Origin of the sequence: Kribbella sp. NPDC000426 (assembly GCF_040300265.1) — a bacterium.
Taxonomy (GTDB): domain Bacteria; phylum Actinomycetota; class Actinomycetes; order Propionibacteriales; family Kribbellaceae; genus Kribbella.
Window position 1 is genome coordinate 118790 of sequence record NZ_JBEPDK010000006.1, and the last position, 19986, is coordinate 138775.

Below are 19986 nucleotides of genomic sequence, written 5' to 3' on the forward strand. Positions count from 1 at the left end.
CCGTTTCGTCGAAGCGATGAACTCCCCGAGTCTACCGGCCCGGCAACCTGTGGATAACTCCGGCAGCAAGCCACCCTCCCTCGCTACCGTGAACCCCATGCCCCTCGACATCCCAGCCTTCAACATGGCGTTCGGCCGAGCGTACGACCGAGTGCACCGCAGCGCTCAGCCCGCCGACCTGTCAGTTGAACAGGAGAAGCTGCGCACGCTCGTACCCGCCGACGCGTCGGAGGAGGACCGCACCTGGACCGGCCAACTGATCAACGACCTCGCCGAGCCGCCACCTCCGCCCCGCGAATGGAGTGAGCTGTACCACGAAGCAGTGCGGATCCATGTCGCCGTCTATCCGCCGAAGGGGACGACGGAGGAACAGATCGCGATGCTGGCGGACGGGCGTCGCCGGATCTGGGAGCTCGCCGATCGCGCGTCGTCGGACGAAGAGTGGGACATCCGGGCGATGACGGAGGACCTCGAGTCGATGGAGAACTGGATCCGCAACCCACCGTTCCCCTTGACCGACGCCCCCTTCCCCACCTCCGATGCCTGAGTCAGCCGAGCGGGTTCCGGAGGACTCGCCGACATACCGCGAGTTCACCCGGCTGTACGAACTTGCGCGGCAGCTCCGGCCGACCAGCGTCGACCGATGGAACCACGAGCTGTACGAGACGAGCGGAACTGGCGGCTTCGACCAGGACAGCGGTGCGATCGGGATCCACAAGCCGCTCCTGAGGGAAGGGCTCGCGACACAGTCGACCGCGAATCCTCGGCTCCAGGCACGCGCACTGCAGGCGGTTCTGACCCGGGTTACTCAGGCCGGGATGGAGCTGGACGCACCAGGTGAGACCAATGCGGTCCGGACGACCCAGTCACGAGGTTTGCACGACGGCGTGGCGTCGGTTCGCGCCGCCACGGACCTCCACGCCTTCAGCAGAAGAGCCGGATACCCGAGTCTGACAGTCGACGACCAGCAGTCGGGCGCGTACGCCGCCGCGAACGGGTTGATCCAGCAGGCGTCTGGGGTGGGGGTTGATCGGCGGGAGTTGATCGATCGGCTCAGTCAGGGGCCGGCGGTCATGCATTTTGATCAGTTGGCGGAGGCTGTTGTGCGGAATCGGTTGGCGGAGATTGCGCCGGCTGAGGGGGTGGATCGGGCGGCGGTGCGGCGTGAGTTGGTTGAGACGATGTTGCATCCGCAGTGGGAGTCGTTGGCGGGGCGGTCGCCTGAGGCGGGGCAGCATGTTGCTGAGGAGATCGGGCGGGGGCTGAACGCGAAGGTCGAGGAGATCCGGCGTCGGGGGCCGCACCCGGCGCGTGGTGCGGAGAGTGGCGACGTACCGCAACAGCAGGTAGGTCGGGATGCGCCGGTCGACGGGACGCAGCCGCGGCCGGAGAAGCCGAGTCAAGCGACCGAGGTGCCGGCGGCGAGGTTCTTGAGCGGGGTGGCACCGGCCGCGGGGGCGGCAGGGCGAGGGTCGGCGCTCGGGGACGGGTCGCGGGCGGCAGCCGCTCGTGCGGCGGGCCTGGGGCGAGGCGCGTCGGTGCCGCGGGGTGCTTCAGCGCCGCGGGATACCCCGCGACAGCGCAGCGGTTAGGCCCCGCGGGATACCCCGCGACAGCGCAGCGGTTAGGCCCCGCGGGATACCCCGCGACAGCGCGGCGGTTAGGGGCCGGGGGGTTGGGCGTTGACAGGTGGGGGTGGAGTCGTGAGGATCTAACCGGCTGGGTGGTGTTTACAGGTTAGGAGCGATGGCGTGCGGGTTGTGGTGGATGGGCCTTCTAACTTGGGGTTGCGGCCGCCGGTGGAGGGGGCTGTGCCGGGGTGTTACAAGCTGGCGGGGGCGTTGCGGGATCGCGGGTTCGTGGGGCGGATCGGCGCGGAGGATGGTGGGTCTGTGACGCCGCCTCGGTACGACCGGGGTTCCTGGAAGCCGGGTGACGGGGTGTTCAACGCTCGGGCGATGGCGGCGTACACGGTGAAGTTGGCGGATCGGGTTGCGGGGTTCGTCGAGCAGGGGAAGTTCGTCGTGGTGCTGGGTGGTGAGTGCAGCAATCTGCTCGGGCCGGCGTTGGGGTTGAAGCGGCTGGGGCGGTACGGCGTGGTGTACCTGGACGGGCACTCCGACTTCCGGACTGTCGACAACGCGCCGTACGTCGGTGCTGCGGGCGGCGAGGCACTCGCGTTGGTCACGGGGCGCGGCCAGGCCGATCTGACCGACTTGGAAGGGCTGGGGCCGTACACGCGGGACACCGACGCGGTGCTGCTCGGGATCCGCGAGAACGACGAGTACGCCGCCGACGCGGTGAAGGCCGGGATCCCGGTGTGGCCGGCGTTGACGATCGCCGGGGACGTGGACGCCGCGGCGGCCGGGACGCTGGAGCATCTCGAGCGGGACGAGCTGGACGGGTTCTGGGTGCATCTGGACGTGGACATCCTCGACGCGGAGATCATGCCCGCGGTCGACAGCCCGGATCCCGGCGGGATCGACCACGCTCAACTGCGAGCACTCCTGCGACCGCTGCTCGCCTCGCCGAAGTGTGTCGGGATCGACGTCGGGATCTTCGACCCGGACCTCGACCCGGACGGCGGCTACGCGACCGAGCTCACCGACACCCTCGTTGCAGCGCTCAGCTGAGGTTCCAGACGAGCGCCTGGCCGTGCGGCCCTACTGCACCGAGCGTGCGCCGGCTGCTGCCGGGCCAGGTCTGGAGGTCGACGCGGTACTCCCAGCCCTCGGCGCCACGGCTATGACTGATCGAAGCGTGGGGCTCGAGGCTCAGATGCGCCAGTGGTGCAGACTCCGTCGCCTGGGCACCGAGTTCTTCCAGCCGGGCTTCGATCGCGGCTCGATCCGGCCTGCGAAGGTACTGCCACATGATCGAGTGCCACACCACCGTCACGTGCCCCTCGGAGAGCTCCAGCCCGCGCAGGAACGACACGGCGTCCTCCCGGTGTACGTCGGCCGGCACCTGCCGCGCCACCTCAACCGCCCCGTGCAGGCGCGCCAAGCGCTCGGCCTGGTCCGGCCACACGTACGACGCCAGCGTGCGGGCCCCCTCCTCGGTCAGGGGGTTCACCGGCGCGATGTCGCACCCGACACGTTCCGCGATCCGCAGGTCTGCGGCCGGCATGTCTCCGACCCAGGCCGGATCGAACACCACCGGACTGTCCGCGGGCCCGTACGACACCCGGTCACCGACGTAGCGGAAGTGGTCGGCGCGCAGGTTCAGTCCGGCCGACGCACCGATCTCGAACAACCGCACCGGTAGCGGCACGGTCTGGGCCAATTGCAGGAGACCGCCGTACAAGGCGACAGATCGGTTGACCTCGTTCGTCTGTGGTGGCTGGGTCAGCAGCGACCGCACCTCCCCCTGACGCGACTGCAGCACCTGCTCGAACGCCTCCCAGCCGAGGACCGGGTCCCACGCGCCGCCCACGCTCGGGTAGAACTCCGCGAGCTCGGGCACTGTCCCGGACAGCACCAGACCGTGTACGGCGCCCAGCAACCGCAGACCGATCGCCTCACCGAACGACCGGTCCTCGTACCCCTCCAGCACTTCGACAGACACACCACCGACCTCGTAGTCGTCGACGAGCAGCCCGAGCAGCTCGGCGTACATCGGGGACCCGAGGTCCTCGCAGGCGACGGCTTGGCGCTGTAAAGCCTCTACGACATGCACAGCGCTGAGACTAGAACGTCAACCGATCGAGCACGGACTTCGCCGTCGTTCGCGCGTCCTCCGGCTCGAGTGGTGCGCCGTGACGGTCGGTGAGGTAGAAGACGTCGACGCACTCCGCACCTAGCGTGCTGACGTGCGCAGAGCGGATGTCCGCACCAGTCGCCGCGATCGCCGCAGTGACGTCGTACAGCAGTCCTGGACGGTCGTGTGCTCGCACTTGCAGCACAGTCGCGGTCTCGGACGCTTCCGGTAGCAGGTCCACTCTGCTGGCAACACGTGCAGTAGACGAGTCCCGCGCGGCCAACCGGCGTACGACGTCGCTGGAGTCCCGCAGCGCAACTGCCAGCCGGTCCCGCAGCCGGACCGGATCAGGAGCCGACCCTGCAACGGTCCACTGCGAGATACCAAGGCCTTCGACCGACGTGATGACGGCAGACCGCACTGCCAGCCGCTCTACCGCGAGTACGGCGGCCACGGTCGACAGCGTGCCCACCTGATCGGGTACGGCGACGTTGATCCGCAGGTCGCCATGGTGGTCGGACACAGTGAGCCCGAGCCGCCCCACACCGACCACCTGGTGCAGCACTGGCACCGGAACGGGCGGGGCCTCGGTCCACATGCCCTCGCCGCCACCGGACAGCTCACCACGCACCCGGCGACACAGCTCACCCACCAGCCGCATCCGCCACGGTGACGAGGCCGCCGGACCGGCGGCCCGCGCGTCGGCGTACGTCAGTGCTTCCAGCAGATCCAAGGTCTCAGTACTGCGAACGATGCCGGCCACCATGTCCACAGTCATGGGGTCGTCCAGGTCCCGCCTGGTGGCGACCTGGGCGAGCATCAGGTGCTGGCGGACCAGCAACGCGATGGTGTCCGAGTCCGCCTCGCTGAAGCCGATGCGGCGAGCCAATCGAGCCGCAATGGCCGCACCGGTGACGCTGTGGTCGCCGTCGAGCGCCTTGCCCAAGTCATGAATCAACGCCGCGATCAGCAACAGGTCAGGCCGTCGTACGTCGCGGACCATCGCCGACGCCTCTACGCACGTCTCCAGCAGATGCCTGTCGACAGTGAACCTGTGGACCGCGGACTGCGGCGGCCGGAATCGCACCGAGTCCCACTCGGGCAGGATGCGCGAGACGTACCCGGCCTGGTCCAGCGCCTCCCACACTTCAAGCAGTCCGCTGCCCGCACCGAGCAGAGCACACAGCAACCGCCGCGCCTCCCCCGGCCACGGCTCCGGCAGGTCAGCAGCCGACGCGGCCAACCGAGCACAGACAGCGGGAGACAGAACGAGTTGACGATCCGCAGCGACCGCAGCAGCACGCAGACCGAGCACAGCGTCCCGCTCCGGTCGCGCATCCGGCATCAGCACGACCTCGCCCTCGTGCTGGCCAACTCCTTCGTCCAGGGCAAGCAGCAGCGGCCCACCGGTCCGCTGGCGGCGCCGGGAACGCGGCGGCTTGGTCATCAAGCTCTCGACCCGTCGCCAGGACACGTCGCACACGTGCGCGAGCGTCCGGCCGGTCGCGTACACGTGGCGCAGTAGCTCGTCCCGCCCGGACAGACCCAGCCCAGCGGCCACCTCACCCGCCAGGTCAGCCACCAGCCGGTCAGTCGCCCGCCCGGCGATCTCATGCAGTACGTCGCGGACCTCAAGCAGATCACGCCGCGCCCGCTCCACCACCGGATGCGGTACGTCGACCAGCCAGGACGCCACCAGTGCACGCAGTACGACGGCATCCCGCAGACCGCCGTACGCCTCCTTGAGGTCGGGCTCTGCGAGATGCGCGAGCTCCCCGACCGTGGACGCGCGGTCGCGGCACGCCTGCGCCAGTCCGGGCAGCCGGGTCCGCGCCGTACGACGCCAGTCCGCCATCAGCACGGACCGCAGCTGCAGCGTCAGATGCGAGTCGCCGGCTACGTGGCGCGCGTCCAGCAGACCGAGTGCCACCCGGTCGTCCGCCGCGGCCGCTTCGCGTGCTTCGGCGAGTGTGCGGACACTGTGGTCCAGCTTGGTCCGCGAGTCCCACAGCGGATACCAGATCTGTGCGGCGAGCTCGTCCACCCGTGGGTACCCCTCGACGTGCACGAGCATCACGTCGAGATCGCTGTACGGCGACAGCTCCTCCCGGCCATAGCCGCCGACCGCGACCAGCGCGACGCCCTCGGTAGGTACACCGAGGGCGTCACAGGCCTTGGAGAGGAGCAGGTACAGCAGCGCGTCGGCCTCCTCGGCACGGACGCGCCGCTGCTCTGCTCGGTCCACCATCTAGAGAGCGTCTCCGTCCAGTTCACCGGTGCGAACCCGGACGATCGTCTCGACCGGCGTGACCCATACCTTGCCATCACCGATCTTGCCGGTCTGCGCCGCCTTGACGATCACGTCGACCACGTCGGCGCTGTCACCGTCCTCGACGACCACCTCGAGCCGGACCTTGGGCACCAGGTCCACCTCGTACTCGGCGCCGCGGTAGACCTCGGTGTGGCCCTTCTGCCGGCCGTAGCCGCTCGCCTCGGTCACCGTCATACCGGTGACGCCGAACGTCTCCAGCGCGGCCCGGACGTCCTCCAGCTTGTGCGGCTTGACCACCGCGGTGACCAGCTTCATGCCTTGACACCTTCCTTCTCCGACGGCTCAGCAGCCTCAGTGGTCCCATTCTCGGTCCCGGCCGGGACCGGGCGGGCCGACAGCGCGCCGCGCAGACCGGACGAGCCGAGGTAGTCGTACGCCGTCTCCGCGTGCTCGACCTGGTCGACACCGGTGACCTCGTCGTCCTCCTTGAGCCGGAAGCCGATCGTCTTGTCGATGACCTTGCCCAGGATGTAGGCGACGGTGAAGGAGTACAGACCGACGACCACGTTGGCCAGCGCCTGGCGCCCGAGCTGGGTAACGCCGCCGCCGTAGAACAGCCCGTCCACGGCCGACGGAGCCGCCGCAGTACCGAGCAGGCCGATCGCCAGCGAGCCGAACAGACCGCCGACGAAGTGCACGCCGACAACGTCGAGCGAGTCGTCGAAGCCCAGCTTGTACTTCAGCGACACCGCGAAGCAGCAGATCGCGCCGGCTGCGAGGCCGAGGATCAGTGCGCCGATCGGCGACACCGCGCCACAGGACGGGGTGATCGCGACCAGACCGGCGACCGCACCGGACGCCAGGCCGAGCGTGGTGGCCTTGCCGTGCACGATCCGTTCGACGATCAGCCAGCCGATCACGGCCGCGGCGGTGGCGGCCTGGGTGTTCACGAAGGTGACGGCGGCGGTGGTGCCGGCGCTCAGCGCGGAGCCCGCGTTGAACCCGAACCAGCCGAACCACAGCAGACCGGCGCCGAGCAGGACCAACGGCAGGCTGTGCGGCCGCATCGGGTCCTTCTTCCAGCCGACGCGCTTGCCGAGCACGATCGCCAGTGCGAGCGCGGCGGCGCCGGCGTTCAGGTGGACCGCCGTGCCGCCGGCGAAGTCGACCGCCTTCAGCTTGTCGCCGATCCAGCCGCCGTTGCCGTCGTCCAGGAACCAGACCGAGTGCGCGACCGGGAAGTACACCAGCAGCGTCCAGCCGACGACGAACGCGATCCAGCCGCGGAACGTGGCCCGGTCCGCGATGGCGCCGGAGATCAGCGCCGGCGTGATGATCGCGAACATCAACTGGAAGGCGACGAAAGCGAGCGTGGGCGTCGTCCCGCTCACCGCCTCCGGTGCGAGCAGGCCCTTCAGGCCGACCTCCGAGAAGTTGCCGATCACGTGTCCGGTGTCACCGGCGAACGTCAGCGAGTAGCCGACCACCACCCAGAGGATGGTGACGACGGCGATGGTGATGAAACTCATCATCATCATGTTCAGCACGCTCTTCATGCGCACCATGCCGCCGTAGAAGAAAGCCAGGCCCGGTGTCATCAGCATCACCAGGGCGGCACTGGCCAAGACCCAGGCGGTATCGCCGGCGTTGATCTCCATCAACGTCATCCCTTCCATCGATACAGGGGGTGGCCGACGTCCTCAGTCGGGTGAACTCCACAACACCGGGGAGCCCGCGCCCAGCCACACCGCAAACGGTGTCGGCGCGCCGTTTCAGCCGATCGGTCCATTTGTTTCAGGCATGTGACAAAGCGGTCTCCCACGTGACATCGAGGTGACATCACCCCTGAATCGTTCAGGTGTGGCACTCTGGCCTGGACCACACGGGCCCGCAGCCGCGCCACTGCACCCGTCCGAGCTGGGGACGAAGAAATGGAGCAGACGTACGGGGTGAGGCCGCGCCGCGGCAGACCACGGGACCCGGAGGCGGAGCCGAGGATCCGCCGATTCGCCGTCCAACTGCTACTGGAGCGGGGATTCGACGGAATGACGGTGGACGACGTTGCCGAGGCCGCGGGGGTCGGCAAGGCGACGATCTACCGTCGGTGGGCCAGCAAGGAGTTGCTCGCCAACGACGCGATGGCCGACCTGTTCAACATGGAGATACCGGATGCGGACACCGGCTCGATCGCCGGCGACCTGCTGGAGGTCTACCGGACCGCACTGGTTTTCGCCAACAGTGAAAGGGGACTTGCCTTGATCCGCCTCGCAGTTGCCGAGGCGAACCGCGACCCACGGTCCGCGCAGATCTACCGGGACGTCCTGGACCGGCGGATCGAGCTGACCGAGGCCGCGCTGGACCGGGCCAGAGCCCGGGGAGAACCGGTCCGCAGTACCGCGGATCCGGTAGTGATGGTGGAGTGGATGGCTGGTGTGTTCGTGGTCCGGGCATTGACCGGACGACCGATGCCGCCGCCGGAGGACGCCGAGCGCCTGGCCGACGTCACCCTGCGGGCCATCCTGGACGGGTGGAGCGGCTCATGGCCGCAAGCCGGGGCCGAGCGCCAGCTGGCCCACCGCGAGTTCGGTGACCCTCCGGACCTGACCTGAGTCCAGGTCCCAGGCCAAGACCCAGCCTCGGACCTGCACCAGTACGTTCTGCTGGTCGTACCAGCCCAGGACCTCGCAGCAGCCGGGCTCCCGCACATAGGAGGGATCCCCGGCGCCGACCGGTGTCTGTGCCGAGCCGGCGAAGGGTTCGCCCAGGATCAGCAACCGGCTGGGACGCATGCTCAAGGTCGAAACAGCCGCCACGCCCTGTGGTTGCGACCGCATCGTGGGGACCTGCGGCAGCTTCTCCGCCACGAACAGCCGGGCGACACCGCTACCGGACGAGAACGTCTGACCGACCCACGACCGGACCGGCAGTGTGAGCGGGTTTTCCTCCATCCACTGACCGGTGACGAGGTAGCGCATCAGATGGCCGGTCTCGATCCGGAACGGCGCGGTGATCGCCTCCGGGTCGTTCGAGCCCTCGATCCGGACCAGCGGCGGCTCACCGTCGCCGCCCTCCCCGACCAGCACCCGGTACGCGACACCCGGTCCGCTGACGAGGATGCGCTGGTCGTCCTCGAGCCATGACACGCTGCGGAAGTCCCCAGCGGGCAGGTCGTACTGCGAGATCTCCGCCGTCGAGGCATCGACGACCACGAGTTTCCCGGGCTGTGCAAAGGCGACGACCTTGCCGTCAGGTGACACCGCTCCCGGACTCAACGGTGAACCCTCGTCGACGGGAGCCAACTGGACCGCGGCCTCCGACCAGGACCCGTCACGGCCGAGCAGGAGCGGCTCGTAGCCGTCGCCGTTCTTCACCAGCACCACGGCGGCGACACTGTCGAGCTTGTGCTTGGCCAGCGGATGCACCTTGCGCGGCAACTCCAGGCGGTCGCCGAGTGGAGTCTCGAGCCGGTCGAGGAACCGTTCGCTCCCGGGCGGCGGCGCCACCCAGAAGTCGATCCCAGCGATCTGACCGGCCGGCGCGAGGTAGTCGCGCGGCGTGTGCTGCAGCCTGTTCGGCGGGGTGATGTCCGCGTTGCCGCGCGAACCCACCTCGATCGTGATCGAGACGATCAGCAGCACGACGAACACCAGGATCACACCGGCCAGAGTGATCCGGCGCCGACGCCGTCGTACCTTCAGGCCGGCTGCCCAGGCCGCGTCGGCCAGGTCCGGCTCGGACAGTTGGTCGGCGGCCCGGACCAGCAGCGGTGGAACGTCTTCACGCCTCATTTGGCATCACGCCAGTCCCCCGCACCCAGCGCCGCACGGAACCGCCCGAAGGCCGTCAGACCGTGTGCGTGGACAGCTGTGTGCGACATCCCGAGCAGATCAGCGACCTCGAACTCGGTGAGCTCCTCCACGTGCAGCAGGACGAACACGGTGCGCTGTGCGGGTGTCAGCTCGCCCAGTGCGGCCTTCACCTGGTCGTCCTCGTCCGGGAACGCCGGCGTGCGGTTCCACGGCTTCAGCACCGGCAGGTACAGCACCCGCTGCACGAACGCATCCGGATCGTCCACCCTGGTCCACTGCATCGACAGTTGCGTGAACGCGCGCAACAGCGCCCGCTCGGCTCGTTCGAGGTCGCCGTACACCAGGTACGCCGTCCGGAGCCATCTGCCTTGTCGTGCGTCGACGAACGAGGCGAAATCCGGGTCGACCGTGTCGCGCATCCACCCTCCCGCCTCTATTCAACTCCTCAACTACTCCCTGCGGCCAGAGCCTGTTTTCTTTCGCGCCGAAGCCGTCTCTTCGACGATCAGGTCGTAGTTGAGCCCGGCACCCGCCATCAGGCCGGCTCCGGCGGATGGCATCACCTGTGCCATCGGATTGGTGACGTTGCCGGCCGCGAAGACGCCGGGGACCTCTGTCGCTCCCATGCCGTCGACCTGGATCGCCGTACCGACCTCTACCCCGTTGTTCTCGACCATGGTTGGCTCCAGGCCCAGATCGGCCAGGAAGCCCGCCCGGGCGCGCACGGTGGTCTGGATCGCCAGCGCCTGTCGTGGAATGACCTTGCCGCCCTCCAGCCGCACTCCGGTGATCCGGTCATCGGACACCTCGAGCTGCTCGACCTTGCCTTGTACTACGGAGATCCCGCGCGCAGCCAGCTCCTCCCACTGCTCCTCGGTCGGCTCCGGCGCAGTGTGGAGGAACAGCGTCACGTCGTCACTCAGCTGCCGGAACAGCTGCACCTGGTGCAGCGCCATCGGACTGGTCGCCAGTACGCCGATCGCCTGGTCCCGCACCTCCCAGCCGTGGCAGTACGGGCAGTGGATCACGTCCTTCCCCCACCGCTCTGGCAGTCCGGGTACGTCGGGCAGTACGTCGGTCAGCCCGGTCGTCACCAGCAGCCGCCGGCTCCGGTACGTCGTACCGTCGGCCAGCTCGACCACGAAACCGTCGCCGTCCTTCCGTGCGGTCGTCACAGTGCCTTCGGCGATCTCGCCGCCGTACCCCACGACCTCCTGGCGGCCAAGCGCGTAGATCTCACCCGGCGGCGTGCCGTCGCGGGTCAAGAAGTTGTGCACGCCGTCCGCGGGCGCGTTGCGCGGCGTACCGTCGTCGATCACCAGCACCGAGCGGCGGGACCGGACCAGCGCCAGCGCTCCACTCAGGCCGGCGGCGCCGCCGCCGATCACGATCACGTCGTACTTCGTCATGTTCCGGGCTCCTCGTCTCGACTGTGATTCGAGGATGCGTCGTGGTTTTCATTTTCGACAAGTACTGTTGCTGATATGGCAAACGACGAGGACGTCCTGGAGTCGGTCGGACCGCGACTGCGGTCGCTGCGGATCGAGCGCGGGACCACGCTGGCCCAGCTGTCCGAGGTCACCGGCATCTCGGTCAGCACGCTGTCCCGGCTGGAGTCCGGCCAGCGCCGGCCGACGCTGGAGCTGCTGCTGCCGCTGGCTCGCGCACATCAGGTGCAGCTGGACGAGCTGGTGGACGCGCCGCCGACCGGCGACCCGCGGATCTACGCGAAGCCGATCAACCGTCACGGCACGGTGCACATCCCGCTGAGCCGGCGCCCGGGTGGGCTGCAGGCGTTCAAGCAGATCCTCCCGGAGGGGTATCCGGGCAACGACGCGGTGCAGAAGACGCACGAGGGCTACGACTGGCTGTACGTGCTGTCCGGCCGGGTCCGGCTGAAGCTCGGCGACAAGGACTTCATCCTGAAGGAGGGTGAGGTGGCCGAGTTCGACTGCCGGGTGCCGCACTGGTTCGCCAATCCCGGCCCTGGACCGACAGAGGTGCTATGTCTTTACGGCCCGCAAGGGGAGCGGATGCACGTCAGAGCCCGCACCACATGACAGGAGACTCGTAGTGAGTGTCGCGTTGTTCACCTTGGGTGGAACGATCTCGATGGCCGGCAACCAGCGCCTGACCGGTGACGACCTCACCGCGGCGATGCCCGGGCTGTCCGAGCTGGGACACCCGGTGGAGATCCAGGACATCGAGAAGATCCCCAGTGCCAACCTGACTGCCGCCAAGATCCTCGAGGTCGTCGACGCCGCCTCGAAGGCCGTAGCTGCAGGTGCTGCCGGCGCCGTGGTCACGCAGGGCACCGACACGCTCGAGGAGAGTGCGTTCCTCGCGGATCTGGTCTGGCCGCACCCGCAACCGCTCGTCTTCACCGGTGCGATGCGCAACCCGACACTGGCCGGTCCTGACGGTCCCGCCAACCTCCTGGCCGCGCTGCGCGTCGCCTGCTCCCCTGCTGCCCGCGATCTGGGCGCTCTGGTCGTCTTCAAGGACGAGATCCACGCCGCGCGCTGGGTGCGCAAGACACACAGCACGAGTACGGCGACCTTCGTGTCTCCGAACACCGGGCCGATCGGCCATGTCGTGGAGGACCGCGTCAGCGTCCTCACCCGGCCGCTGCGGCTGGACGGCGTACAGGGCAGCGCTGAGCCCGCCGAGCTCGACAACCTCAAGGTGGCGCTCTACACGGTCACCATGGACGACGACGGCCTGCTCCTGCAGGGACTGGCCGACACCCATCAGGGCCTGGTCGTCGCCGGGTACGGCGTGGGCCATGTGCCGGCCGCACTCGCACCGGTGCTGGGCGACCTGGCCGCCCGGATGCCGGTCGTCCTGACCTCACGCACCGGCGCCGGCTCGGTGGTCCGCAACACGTACCACTCCCCCGGCTCGGAGACCGACCTGTTGCAGCGCGGCCTGATCGACGGCGGATTCCTCGACCCGTACAAGGCGCGCATCCTGCTTCGGTTGCTCTTGGCAACAGATGACGACGTCGCCGGGGCGTTCGCCCAGTACGTCTAGACGTCTAGCTGAGCGAGGCGGCCTTGGCCGTCAGGTAGTCGCGTTCGGGGAGGCTCGTCGTACCGCGGGCCGCGGCGCGGAAGTGTTCGGCGGCGGTCTCGCGGTCACCGCGCATCTCGTAGAGGTGTCCGCGGGTGGCGTCCAGGCGGTAGTGCCCGGCCAGTTCGTCGTCGAGTGGTTCGAGGAGTTTCAGACCGGCGTCGGGGCCGTCCACCATGGCGGCCGCGATCGCCCGGTTGAGTTTCACCATCGGGTTGCCGGACAGGTCCTCCAGCAGTCCGTACAGCGCGAGGATCTGCGGCCAGTCGGTGTCCTCGGCGCGGTCCACCTCGTCGTGCAATGCTGCGATGGCGGCCTGGATCTGATACTCGCCGAGTGGCGGCGTGTTGAAGGCTTCGACCGCCAGCGCCACGCCTTCGGCGATGTGGTCGTGGTCCCACAGCGATCGGTCCTGCTCTGCCAGCGGGATGAGCTCTCCGCTCTTGCCGGTCCGCGCTGCGCGGCGGGCGTCGGTCAGCAGCATCAGAGCGAGCAGTCCGGCGACCTGACCGTCGTCGGACAGTTGGCGGCGTACTGCGCGCGTCAGCCGGATCGCCTCTGTCGAGAGGTCGCTGCGGTGCAGCTCCGGACCGCTGGTGCTCGTGTAGCCCTCGTTGAACATCAGATACAGGACATGCAGCACGTTGCGCAGCCGGTCCGGGTCGGCGTCGAGTTCGAAGCTGGCGCCTTTCAACTTCTGCTTCGCCCTGCTGATCCGCTGCGCCATGGTTGCCTCAGGCACCAGGTACGCCGTCGCGATCTCCGCTGTGGTCAGACCGCCGACCGCCCGCAGGGTAAGCGCGATCGCCGAGGCCGGGGTCAGCGCGGGATGGCAGCACAGGAACAACAGCCGGAGCGTGTCGTCGTGCTCCTCCGTCTCCCCGACCGGTACGTCGCGCAGTGCGGCGCGTTCCTCGCGCCGCCGGCGCGCCTGCTCCTGCCGTACTTCGTCGATCAGCCGCCGCGAGGCCGTCTGGATCAGCCAGGCCTTCGGCTTGTCCGGGCGGCCGTCGCGCGGCCAGGTGGTCGTGGCGGCCAGCAGCGCCTCCTGGACCGCGTCCTCCGCCGCGGCGAAGTCACCGGACCAGCGCACGACCGCGCCGAGGACCTGCGGCGTCAGCTCACGCAGCAGGTCCTCCAGGCCGTCGCCCGCGTCAGAAGTCGTACAGATCGGCATCGCCGTCCATCACGCGGCGCACCTCGATCGGCTGCTCGAGAGGTACGCCGCCGGGACCGGGGGCGGCAGACTGCTCGGCAGCGATCTCCAGCGCCCGCTCCTCGGACTCGACGTCCACCATCGTGTAGCCGGCCAGGACCTCCTTGGCCTCGGCGTACGGGCCGTCGGTCAGCACCGGCGCGCTCACACCGGTCGCGCGGACCACCTTCGCGTGCTTGGGCCAGGTCAGTGCGTTGACCTCGACCAGCTCGCCGCTCTGCCGCAACCGCTCGATCGAGTCGCCCAGGTGCTTCATGTGGGCGTTCCGGTCGGCCTCGTCCCACTCCAGCATCGGGATGTCGGTGTTACCGCCGTCGTTGGTCATCAGCAGCATGAACTTGGTCATGTCATCTCCTTCTCGTTCGGGCCTTCACCCGGAGACGAAGCCGGCCTCTGCAGCTCTACATCATTCCAGCGGCGTCATTCGAGCGGCGTCATTCCAGCAGGGCGTCGACGAACTGCTCGGCGTCGAACGGCGCCAGGTCGTCGGGTCCCTCGCCCAGGCCGACCAGCTTGACCGGTACGCCGAGCTCCCGCTGGACCGCGATCACGATGCCGCCCTTCGCCGTACCGTCCAGCTTGGTCAGGACCAGCCCGGTGACGTCGATGACCTCTGCGAACACCCGGGCCTGGGTGAGGCCGTTCTGACCGGTGGTGGCGTCGATGACCAGCAGTACTTCGTCCACCTCGGCCGTCTTCTCGATGACGCGCTTGACCTTGCCGAGCTCGTCCATCAGACCGGTCTTGGTGTGCAACCGGCCGGCCGTGTCGACCAGTACGACGTCCGCCTCTTCCGTGATGCCTTCCTTCACGGCGTCGAACGCGATGCTCGCCGGGTCGCCGCCCTCGGGGCCGCGCACGGTGCGCGCGCCGACGCGCTCACCCCAGGTCTGCAGCTGGTCGGCCGCGGCCGCGCGGAAGGTGTCGGCCGCACCGAGGACCACGTGCTTGTCCTCGGCGATCAGCACGCGGGCCAGGCGGCCGACGGTGGTGGTCTTGCCGGTGCCGTTCACCCCGACCATCAGCATGACCGCGGGCTGCCCGTCCTTACGGCTCGCCTTGAGCGACCGGTCCATCGACGGGTCGACCAAGGCGACCAGCTCCTCGCGGAGGATCTCGCGGGCCTGTGCGGCGCCGACACCCTCGACGCGCATCCGGGTGCGCAGCTTCTCGACCAGCTCCTGCGTCGGCGCGACACCGACGTCAGCGGTGATCAGCGTGGTCTCGATGTCCTCCCACGCCTCCTCGTCGAGCTTGTCGCGCGACAGCAGCGCGAGCAGCCCCTTGCCGAGCGAGCCCTGCGACCGCGCCAGCCGGGCACGCAGCCGGACCAGCCGGCCCTGTGCGGACTCCGGCTTCTCGAGCGTGGTGCCAGGAGCTGCGGTCTCCGCCTCCGGCAGCTCGGTGTCCTCCAGCGTCCGGGTGGGGGTGTCCCGGGGTTCCTCGGCGTCCTCACCGACCTTCGGCTCCGGTGCCTCCACGGCCGGCATGGTGGCCGCGGGGAGCTCGGAACGGCGCCGCCGGGCGACGACCAGACCGGTCGTGCCGACGACGAGCACGACCGCGATCACGACGACGATCGTGATCAGGGCCTGGTCCGTGACGAGCGGCAGGACGAGTGGCGTCAGGAGCGAGACAAGCAGTGGGGTCAACACGATTCCCCATCTTGACAGACACCGGGCCCGCCGCCCGCATTTGTCACGTCAGGCAAACCAGTTGTCGCGGTACGTGAGGAGGCACAAGCTCCGGACGGTGCGTGAGCAGTACGACGGTCCGCTCGCCCGCGGCCGCGAAGAGGTCCGCGAGCAACGCCTGGCCGGTCTCCTCGTCCAGGTGCTCGGTCGGCTCGTCCAGCACGAGTACGTCGCGGTCGGCGAGCAGGAGCCGCGCGAACGCTAGCCGCTGACGCTCACCGCCCGACAACCGGGCACCGTGCTCGCCGACCATAGTGTCGAGGCCGTCCGGCAGTTTCTCGACGAAGAGGCCGAGACGTGCGCGGTAGAGCGCCTTCCACAGCTGCAGGTCGCTCACACCCGGCTTCGCGAGCAGCAGGTTCTCGCGGATGCTCGTGTCGAAGACGTGGCTCTCCTGGGTCAGCAGGCCGACGACGGACCGCACCTGGTCGCCTTCGAGCCTGGCGAGGTCCACGCCGTCCAGCAGCACCTCTCCCCCACGCGGCTCGAGGAACCGCAGCAGTACTGCGGCCAGAGTGCTCTTCCCCGAACCACTCGGGCCGGTGATCACCACGCGGCTCCCAGCGGGCATGTCCAGGCTGAGCCCGTCCAGTACGTCGGTGTCGTCGTACCCGACGCGCAGCAGCCGCACCTGCAGGTCACGTCCGGTCGGGAGCGGTAGCGGATCGGTCGGCTCGGTGACTGCGTCCGGGGTGTCCATGAGTTCCTGGACTCGGCCCAGTGACGCTCGGACTCGGATGGCTAGCTGGGCGGCGGCTGGGATGCCCCCGAGCACGTCGGCCAGGGCCAGCGGGGTGAGGACCAGTACTGCGAACACGGCGCCGCTGATGTTCGAGGTACTGCCGAGGACCAGCGCAGCGATGCTGGCGCCGCCGATGCAGAGGACGAGCAGGGCGCTGCCGAGGCCGGTGCTCCAGGCCGAGCGGCGTTCTGCGGCGGCCAGGCGGGCGTCGTGGCGGGAGAAGTCGTCCAGGACTGCGTCGACCGCGTTGTAGGCGAGTACGTCGGCTGCCGTGAGCAGGGTCTCTGTCGTGGTGGCTGCCACGTCACCGCGGGCACCGGCGATGTTCCGCTCGGCTCGCTGGGCGGTGCGGGCGGTCAGCCACGGTACGACGGTGCAGGCGACCAGTACTGCCAGCGCGACCGCCGCACCGGCTGTTGGGAGGAGAAGGGCCAGGAGAGCCACGGTCGCGGCGGCCGTGACGGCTGCTACCGCGACCGGCAGGAATACACGCAGCCAGAGGTCGAGAACCGCGTCCACGTCCAGCACGAGCCGCGCAAGCAGGTCGCCCTTCCGCTGGGACGTCGGTCCGAGCTTCTCGAGCCGACCGGTGACGCGGGCGCGCGTCTCACCCAACACCCGGTACGCCGCGTCGTGGCCGACCAGGCGCTCGACGTACCGGAAGACGCCGCGGCCGACGCCGAACGCCCGCACCGCCACGATCGGTACCAGCAACAGCAGGATCGGAGGCTGCGCCGAAGCCGCCGTAATCAACCAGGCGGAGGTAGCAAGGAGAGCCACCGCCGACCCGGCAGCGGCAACGCCCAACACCAACGCAAGCACCAGCCGCCACCGCACCCCTGGCTCGGGCTGCACCAATTGCGAGCTCATGCGTTCACCAGCTCTCGAGCCCCGACGGAGACTGTTCGATCGGCGGCCGCTATCAGTGCTGGCCTGTGAGCGACCATCAGGACGGTCCGGCCGGTGGAGCGGAGGCCGGTGATGACGGCAGCTTCGGCGTCCGGGTCCAGGCCGGCGGTCGGCTCGTCCAGCAGGAGCACTGGGGCGTTGGTGATGAGTGCTCGGGCCAGAGCGACTCGGCGTTGCTGACCGCCGGACAGGAGCTGGCCTTGCTCGCCGACCGGCTTGTCCAGCGCGAGCTCACCGGCACCTGCAGTGATGAGGGCCAACCGAACCTCGTCGTCGGACCCGGTCGGACGGCCTAGCCGCACGTTGTCCGCGACAGTCCCGAGGCGCAGACCGGGGCGCTGAGGCACCCAGGCGAACTGGCGACGCCACTCGGCCGGGTCGAACTCGTCCGCCGCACTGCCACCGGCCACAACCACACCGCTCTCTGGCTCGACGAAACCGAGCAGCACAGCCAGAGCGGTCGACTTCCCAGCGCCACTAGGACCGGTCAGCGCCACCACCTCCCCCGGCCGCAGCTCCAGGTCGAACCCGTCCAGCGCCGGCTCGTCACGACCCGGGTACCGGACTGTCACGTCGTACATCTGCACTGGACTCACCCGCAGGTCAGGCACATCGGTCCGGTCGCCGCGGACCGGCAACGGCGTCTCCAGCACGCGGAACACCTCTTCGCTCGCCGCAACGCCGTCAGCGCTGGCGTGGAACTGCAGGCCGACCTGGCGGAGCGGCAGGTATGCCTCCGGCGCCAGGATCAGCACCATCAGCGCGGTCTCCAGCCCCAGCTTCCCGTCGACGAGCCGGAGCCCGACGCCAACGGCAACCAGCGCCACGGAGATACTCGCCAGCACCTCCAGCGCGAACGACGACAAGAACGCCAGCCGCAGACTCCCCATCGACGCAGCACGGTGCTGATCGGTCACCCGACGTACGGCGGACTCCTGCGCCTTCGCGCGTCCGAACAGCTTCAGCGTGGTCAGTCCACCGACCACATCAGCGAAGTGATGCGCCAGCACGGCCAGTGCGTGCTGACGCCGCCGGCTGCGCGCCTGTGTCGCCCAGCCGATCAGCGCCATGAAGATCGGGATCAACGGCAGCGTGACCAGCACAGTCCCTGCCGCGATCAGATCCCCTGTGGCCATCCAGCCGATCACACCGGCCGGGACAGTCGACGCGAGGACGAGCTGCGGCAAATAGCGCGCGAAGTACGGGTCCAGGTCGTCAAGACCCTTGGTGAGCAGCGTTGTCAGCGCACTGCTGCGTTCACCGCTCAGCCACACCGGTCCGAGCTTCAGCGAGTGCTCCAGCACCTGCCGCCGCAGCGTCGACTTCACCGCTGCCGCAGCGCGCTGCGCGACCACCTCCTGCCCCCACACCAGCAACGCCCGCCCTGCAACGACCAGCGCCAACGCCAGCCCCACACCGGCGACCCCGTTGCCGCGCAGTACGACGCCGGTGATGCCGTGCGCCAGCAGCACAGCCTGTACGACGATCAGCACGCCACTCGCGACACCGATCAATACCGAGGCGGCCAGGAAGACCCGGGCGCCCCGGGCCCTCCGCAGCAACCGCGGGTCGAGCGGCTTCACGACGCCGCCACCATCACGCGCTTCCGGAACACCCAGTACGTCCAGCCCTGATACAGCAGCACAAGTGGGAAGAAGATCGCCGTGATGATCGTCATCGCCTTCAACGTGTACGCCGAGGACGCCGCCTCGACCGCGGTCAGCGTCGACCCGGGCTCCAGCGTCGACGGCATCACGTCCGGGAACAGCGCGATGAACAACGACACGACCGCCAGCCCGATGGCCGCCGTCGTACCGATGAAGGCCCAGCCCTCGCGACGCAACAGGTTCGCCACGAGGCCGCCGGCGAACGCGACCACGGCCGCAACCGTGACGACGATCGAGACGGTGTCGCCGCGCAACGCCTGCGCCCAGGCCAGGAAGGCGATCGTCAGCACCGCGGCCACGATCCCGGTGCGCGTCGCCAGCCGATTGGCGCGGACGCGCAGGTCGTCGGTGGTGCGCAGGGCCAGGAAGATCGCGCCATGTGTCACGAACACCGCGACGAACGTCAGTCCGCCGAGCAGCGCGAACGGGTTCAGCAGCGTCCCGAAGCTCCCGATGTACTCGTGATCGGCGTCCAGCGGTACGCCGCGCACGATGTTGCCGAAGGCAACGCCCCACAGCAGCGCCGGCAGCAGCGAGCCGATCGTGATCATCAGATCCATCCGCCCGCGCCAGACCGGATCGTCGCGCTTGCCGCGGTACTCCAGCGCGACACCGCGCACGATCAGCCCGACCAGGATCAGGAACAACGGCAAATAGAAGCCGCTGAACAACGTCGCGTACCACTCGGGAAACGCTGCGAACGTCGCGGCGCCGGCCATGATCAGCCAGACCTCGTTGCCGTCCCAGACCGGCCCGATCGTGGTGATCGCAGCCTTTCGTTCGGGCTCGTTGCGGCCGAGCACCCGGAACAGCATCCCGACTCCGAAGTCGAAGCCCTCGAGCACGAAGTACCCGGTCCACAGCATCGCGATCGCGATGAACCACACGGTGGTCAGTTCCATGTCG

19 protein-coding genes are annotated in these 19986 nt (G+C 69.0%); 6 read left to right on the forward strand and 13 right to left on the reverse strand.

The annotated features are described in order from the left end of the window. Positions 1–97 precede the first annotated feature (97 nt). The 3 genes from ABT313_RS29220 to ABT313_RS29230 all read left to right on the forward strand — a co-directional run bounded on the left by ABT313_RS29220 (position 98) and on the right by ABT313_RS29230 (position 2633). Positions 98–547: a hypothetical protein gene (locus ABT313_RS29220; RefSeq protein WP_350860454.1), complete on the forward strand. Its 450-nt coding sequence runs from the start codon at positions 98–100 to the stop codon at positions 545–547. Continuing rightward, positions 540–1592, forward strand: coding sequence for a hypothetical protein (locus ABT313_RS29225; RefSeq protein ID WP_350860456.1), 1053 nt, complete (start codon positions 540–542; stop codon positions 1590–1592). Before ABT313_RS29220 ends, ABT313_RS29225 begins: the two co-directional genes overlap by 8 nt. 300 nt (positions 1593–1892) lie before the next feature. Then, positions 1893–2633 (forward strand): arginase family protein, encoded by a 741-nt coding sequence (locus ABT313_RS29230; RefSeq protein WP_350860458.1) that lies wholly within the window; start codon positions 1893–1895, stop codon positions 2631–2633. Here the strand turns inward: ABT313_RS29230 and ABT313_RS29235 are convergent. From ABT313_RS29235 to ABT313_RS29250, 4 genes are read right to left on the reverse strand one after another with little or no spacing between them, the layout of a single operon-like run. Beyond that, on the reverse strand, positions 2626–3678 hold the full coding sequence (locus ABT313_RS29235) for a DUF2332 domain-containing protein (RefSeq protein ID WP_350860460.1): 1053 nt from the start codon (positions 3676–3678) through the stop codon (positions 2626–2628). The two genes, ABT313_RS29230 and ABT313_RS29235, sit on opposite strands and share 8 nt — an antisense overlap. A 10-nt stretch (positions 3679–3688) precedes the next feature. Then, positions 3689–5947, reverse strand: coding sequence for a [protein-PII] uridylyltransferase (locus ABT313_RS29240; protein WP_350860462.1), 2259 nt, complete (start codon positions 5945–5947; stop codon positions 3689–3691). Further along, entirely contained in the window at positions 5948–6286 is a 339-nt protein-coding gene (locus tag ABT313_RS29245; RefSeq protein ID WP_344188166.1) for a P-II family nitrogen regulator, read from the reverse strand. It lies immediately after the preceding gene. Continuing rightward, entirely contained in the window at positions 6283–7638 is a 1356-nt protein-coding gene (locus ABT313_RS29250; protein WP_502884031.1) for an ammonium transporter, read from the reverse strand. The genes ABT313_RS29245 and ABT313_RS29250 overlap by 4 nt, the downstream gene beginning before the upstream one ends. Positions 7639–8016: 378 nt before the next feature. Between ABT313_RS29250 and ABT313_RS29255 the strand changes: the two genes are divergently transcribed. Continuing rightward, complete coding sequence (locus ABT313_RS29255; RefSeq protein WP_350860467.1) at positions 8017–8580, forward strand: TetR/AcrR family transcriptional regulator; 564 nt, start codon at positions 8017–8019, stop codon at positions 8578–8580. On the opposite strand, the gene ABT313_RS29260 is transcribed toward ABT313_RS29255, so the two are convergent. Genes ABT313_RS29260 through ABT313_RS29270 form a run of 3 tightly spaced genes read right to left on the reverse strand, consistent with a single transcriptional unit; the run spans position 8509 to position 11189 of the window. Continuing rightward, entirely contained in the window at positions 8509–9759 is a 1251-nt protein-coding gene (locus ABT313_RS29260; protein ID WP_350860469.1) for a hypothetical protein, read from the reverse strand. The two genes, ABT313_RS29255 and ABT313_RS29260, sit on opposite strands and share 72 nt — an antisense overlap. Then, positions 9756–10199 carry a sigma factor-like helix-turn-helix DNA-binding protein gene (locus tag ABT313_RS29265; RefSeq protein ID WP_350860471.1) on the reverse strand — a complete coding sequence of 148 codons (444 nt, stop codon included), beginning with the start codon at positions 10197–10199 and terminating at the stop codon, positions 9756–9758. Before ABT313_RS29265 ends, ABT313_RS29260 begins: the two co-directional genes overlap by 4 nt. 30 nt (positions 10200–10229) lie before the next feature. Then, positions 10230–11189, reverse strand: coding sequence for an NAD(P)/FAD-dependent oxidoreductase (locus ABT313_RS29270; RefSeq protein WP_350860473.1), 960 nt, complete (start codon positions 11187–11189; stop codon positions 10230–10232). 75 nt (positions 11190–11264) lie between these two features. Between ABT313_RS29270 and ABT313_RS29275 the strand changes: the two genes are divergently transcribed. Together ABT313_RS29275 and ABT313_RS29280 are read left to right on the forward strand one after the other, a co-directional pair. Beyond that, positions 11265–11840, forward strand: a complete 576-nt coding sequence (locus ABT313_RS29275) for a helix-turn-helix domain-containing protein (protein WP_350860475.1) — start codon at positions 11265–11267, stop codon at positions 11838–11840. Positions 11841–11853: 13 nt separating this feature from the next. Then, positions 11854–12813 carry an asparaginase gene (locus tag ABT313_RS29280; protein ID WP_350860477.1) on the forward strand — a complete coding sequence of 320 codons (960 nt, stop codon included), beginning with the start codon at positions 11854–11856 and terminating at the stop codon, positions 12811–12813. A gap of 4 nt (positions 12814–12817) precedes the next feature. On the opposite strand, the gene ABT313_RS29285 is transcribed toward ABT313_RS29280, so the two are convergent. The 6 genes from ABT313_RS29285 to cydB form a co-directional block, all read right to left on the reverse strand. Continuing rightward, on the reverse strand, positions 12818–14029 hold the full coding sequence (locus ABT313_RS29285) for an RNA polymerase sigma factor (protein WP_350860479.1): 1212 nt from the start codon (positions 14027–14029) through the stop codon (positions 12818–12820). Beyond that, entirely contained in the window at positions 14007–14414 is a 408-nt protein-coding gene (locus ABT313_RS29290; protein ID WP_350860481.1) for a YciI family protein, read from the reverse strand. The genes ABT313_RS29285 and ABT313_RS29290 overlap by 23 nt, the downstream gene beginning before the upstream one ends. A gap of 88 nt (positions 14415–14502) precedes the next feature. Next, positions 14503–15723, reverse strand: coding sequence for a signal recognition particle-docking protein FtsY (gene ftsY / locus ABT313_RS29295; protein ID WP_502884032.1), 1221 nt, complete (start codon positions 15721–15723; stop codon positions 14503–14505). Positions 15724–15766: 43 nt separating this feature from the next. Beyond that, positions 15767–17374, reverse strand: a complete 1608-nt coding sequence (gene cydC / locus ABT313_RS29300) for a thiol reductant ABC exporter subunit CydC (RefSeq protein WP_350860483.1) — start codon at positions 17372–17374, stop codon at positions 15767–15769. Beyond that, positions 17371–18996: a thiol reductant ABC exporter subunit CydD gene (gene cydD / locus ABT313_RS29305; protein WP_350860485.1), complete on the reverse strand. Its 1626-nt coding sequence runs from the start codon at positions 18994–18996 to the stop codon at positions 17371–17373. Before cydD ends, cydC begins: the two co-directional genes overlap by 4 nt. Continuing rightward, positions 18993–19982, reverse strand: coding sequence for a cytochrome d ubiquinol oxidase subunit II (gene cydB, locus ABT313_RS29310; protein ID WP_350860487.1), 990 nt, complete (start codon positions 19980–19982; stop codon positions 18993–18995). Before cydB ends, cydD begins: the two co-directional genes overlap by 4 nt. Positions 19983–19986 lie beyond the last annotated feature (4 nt).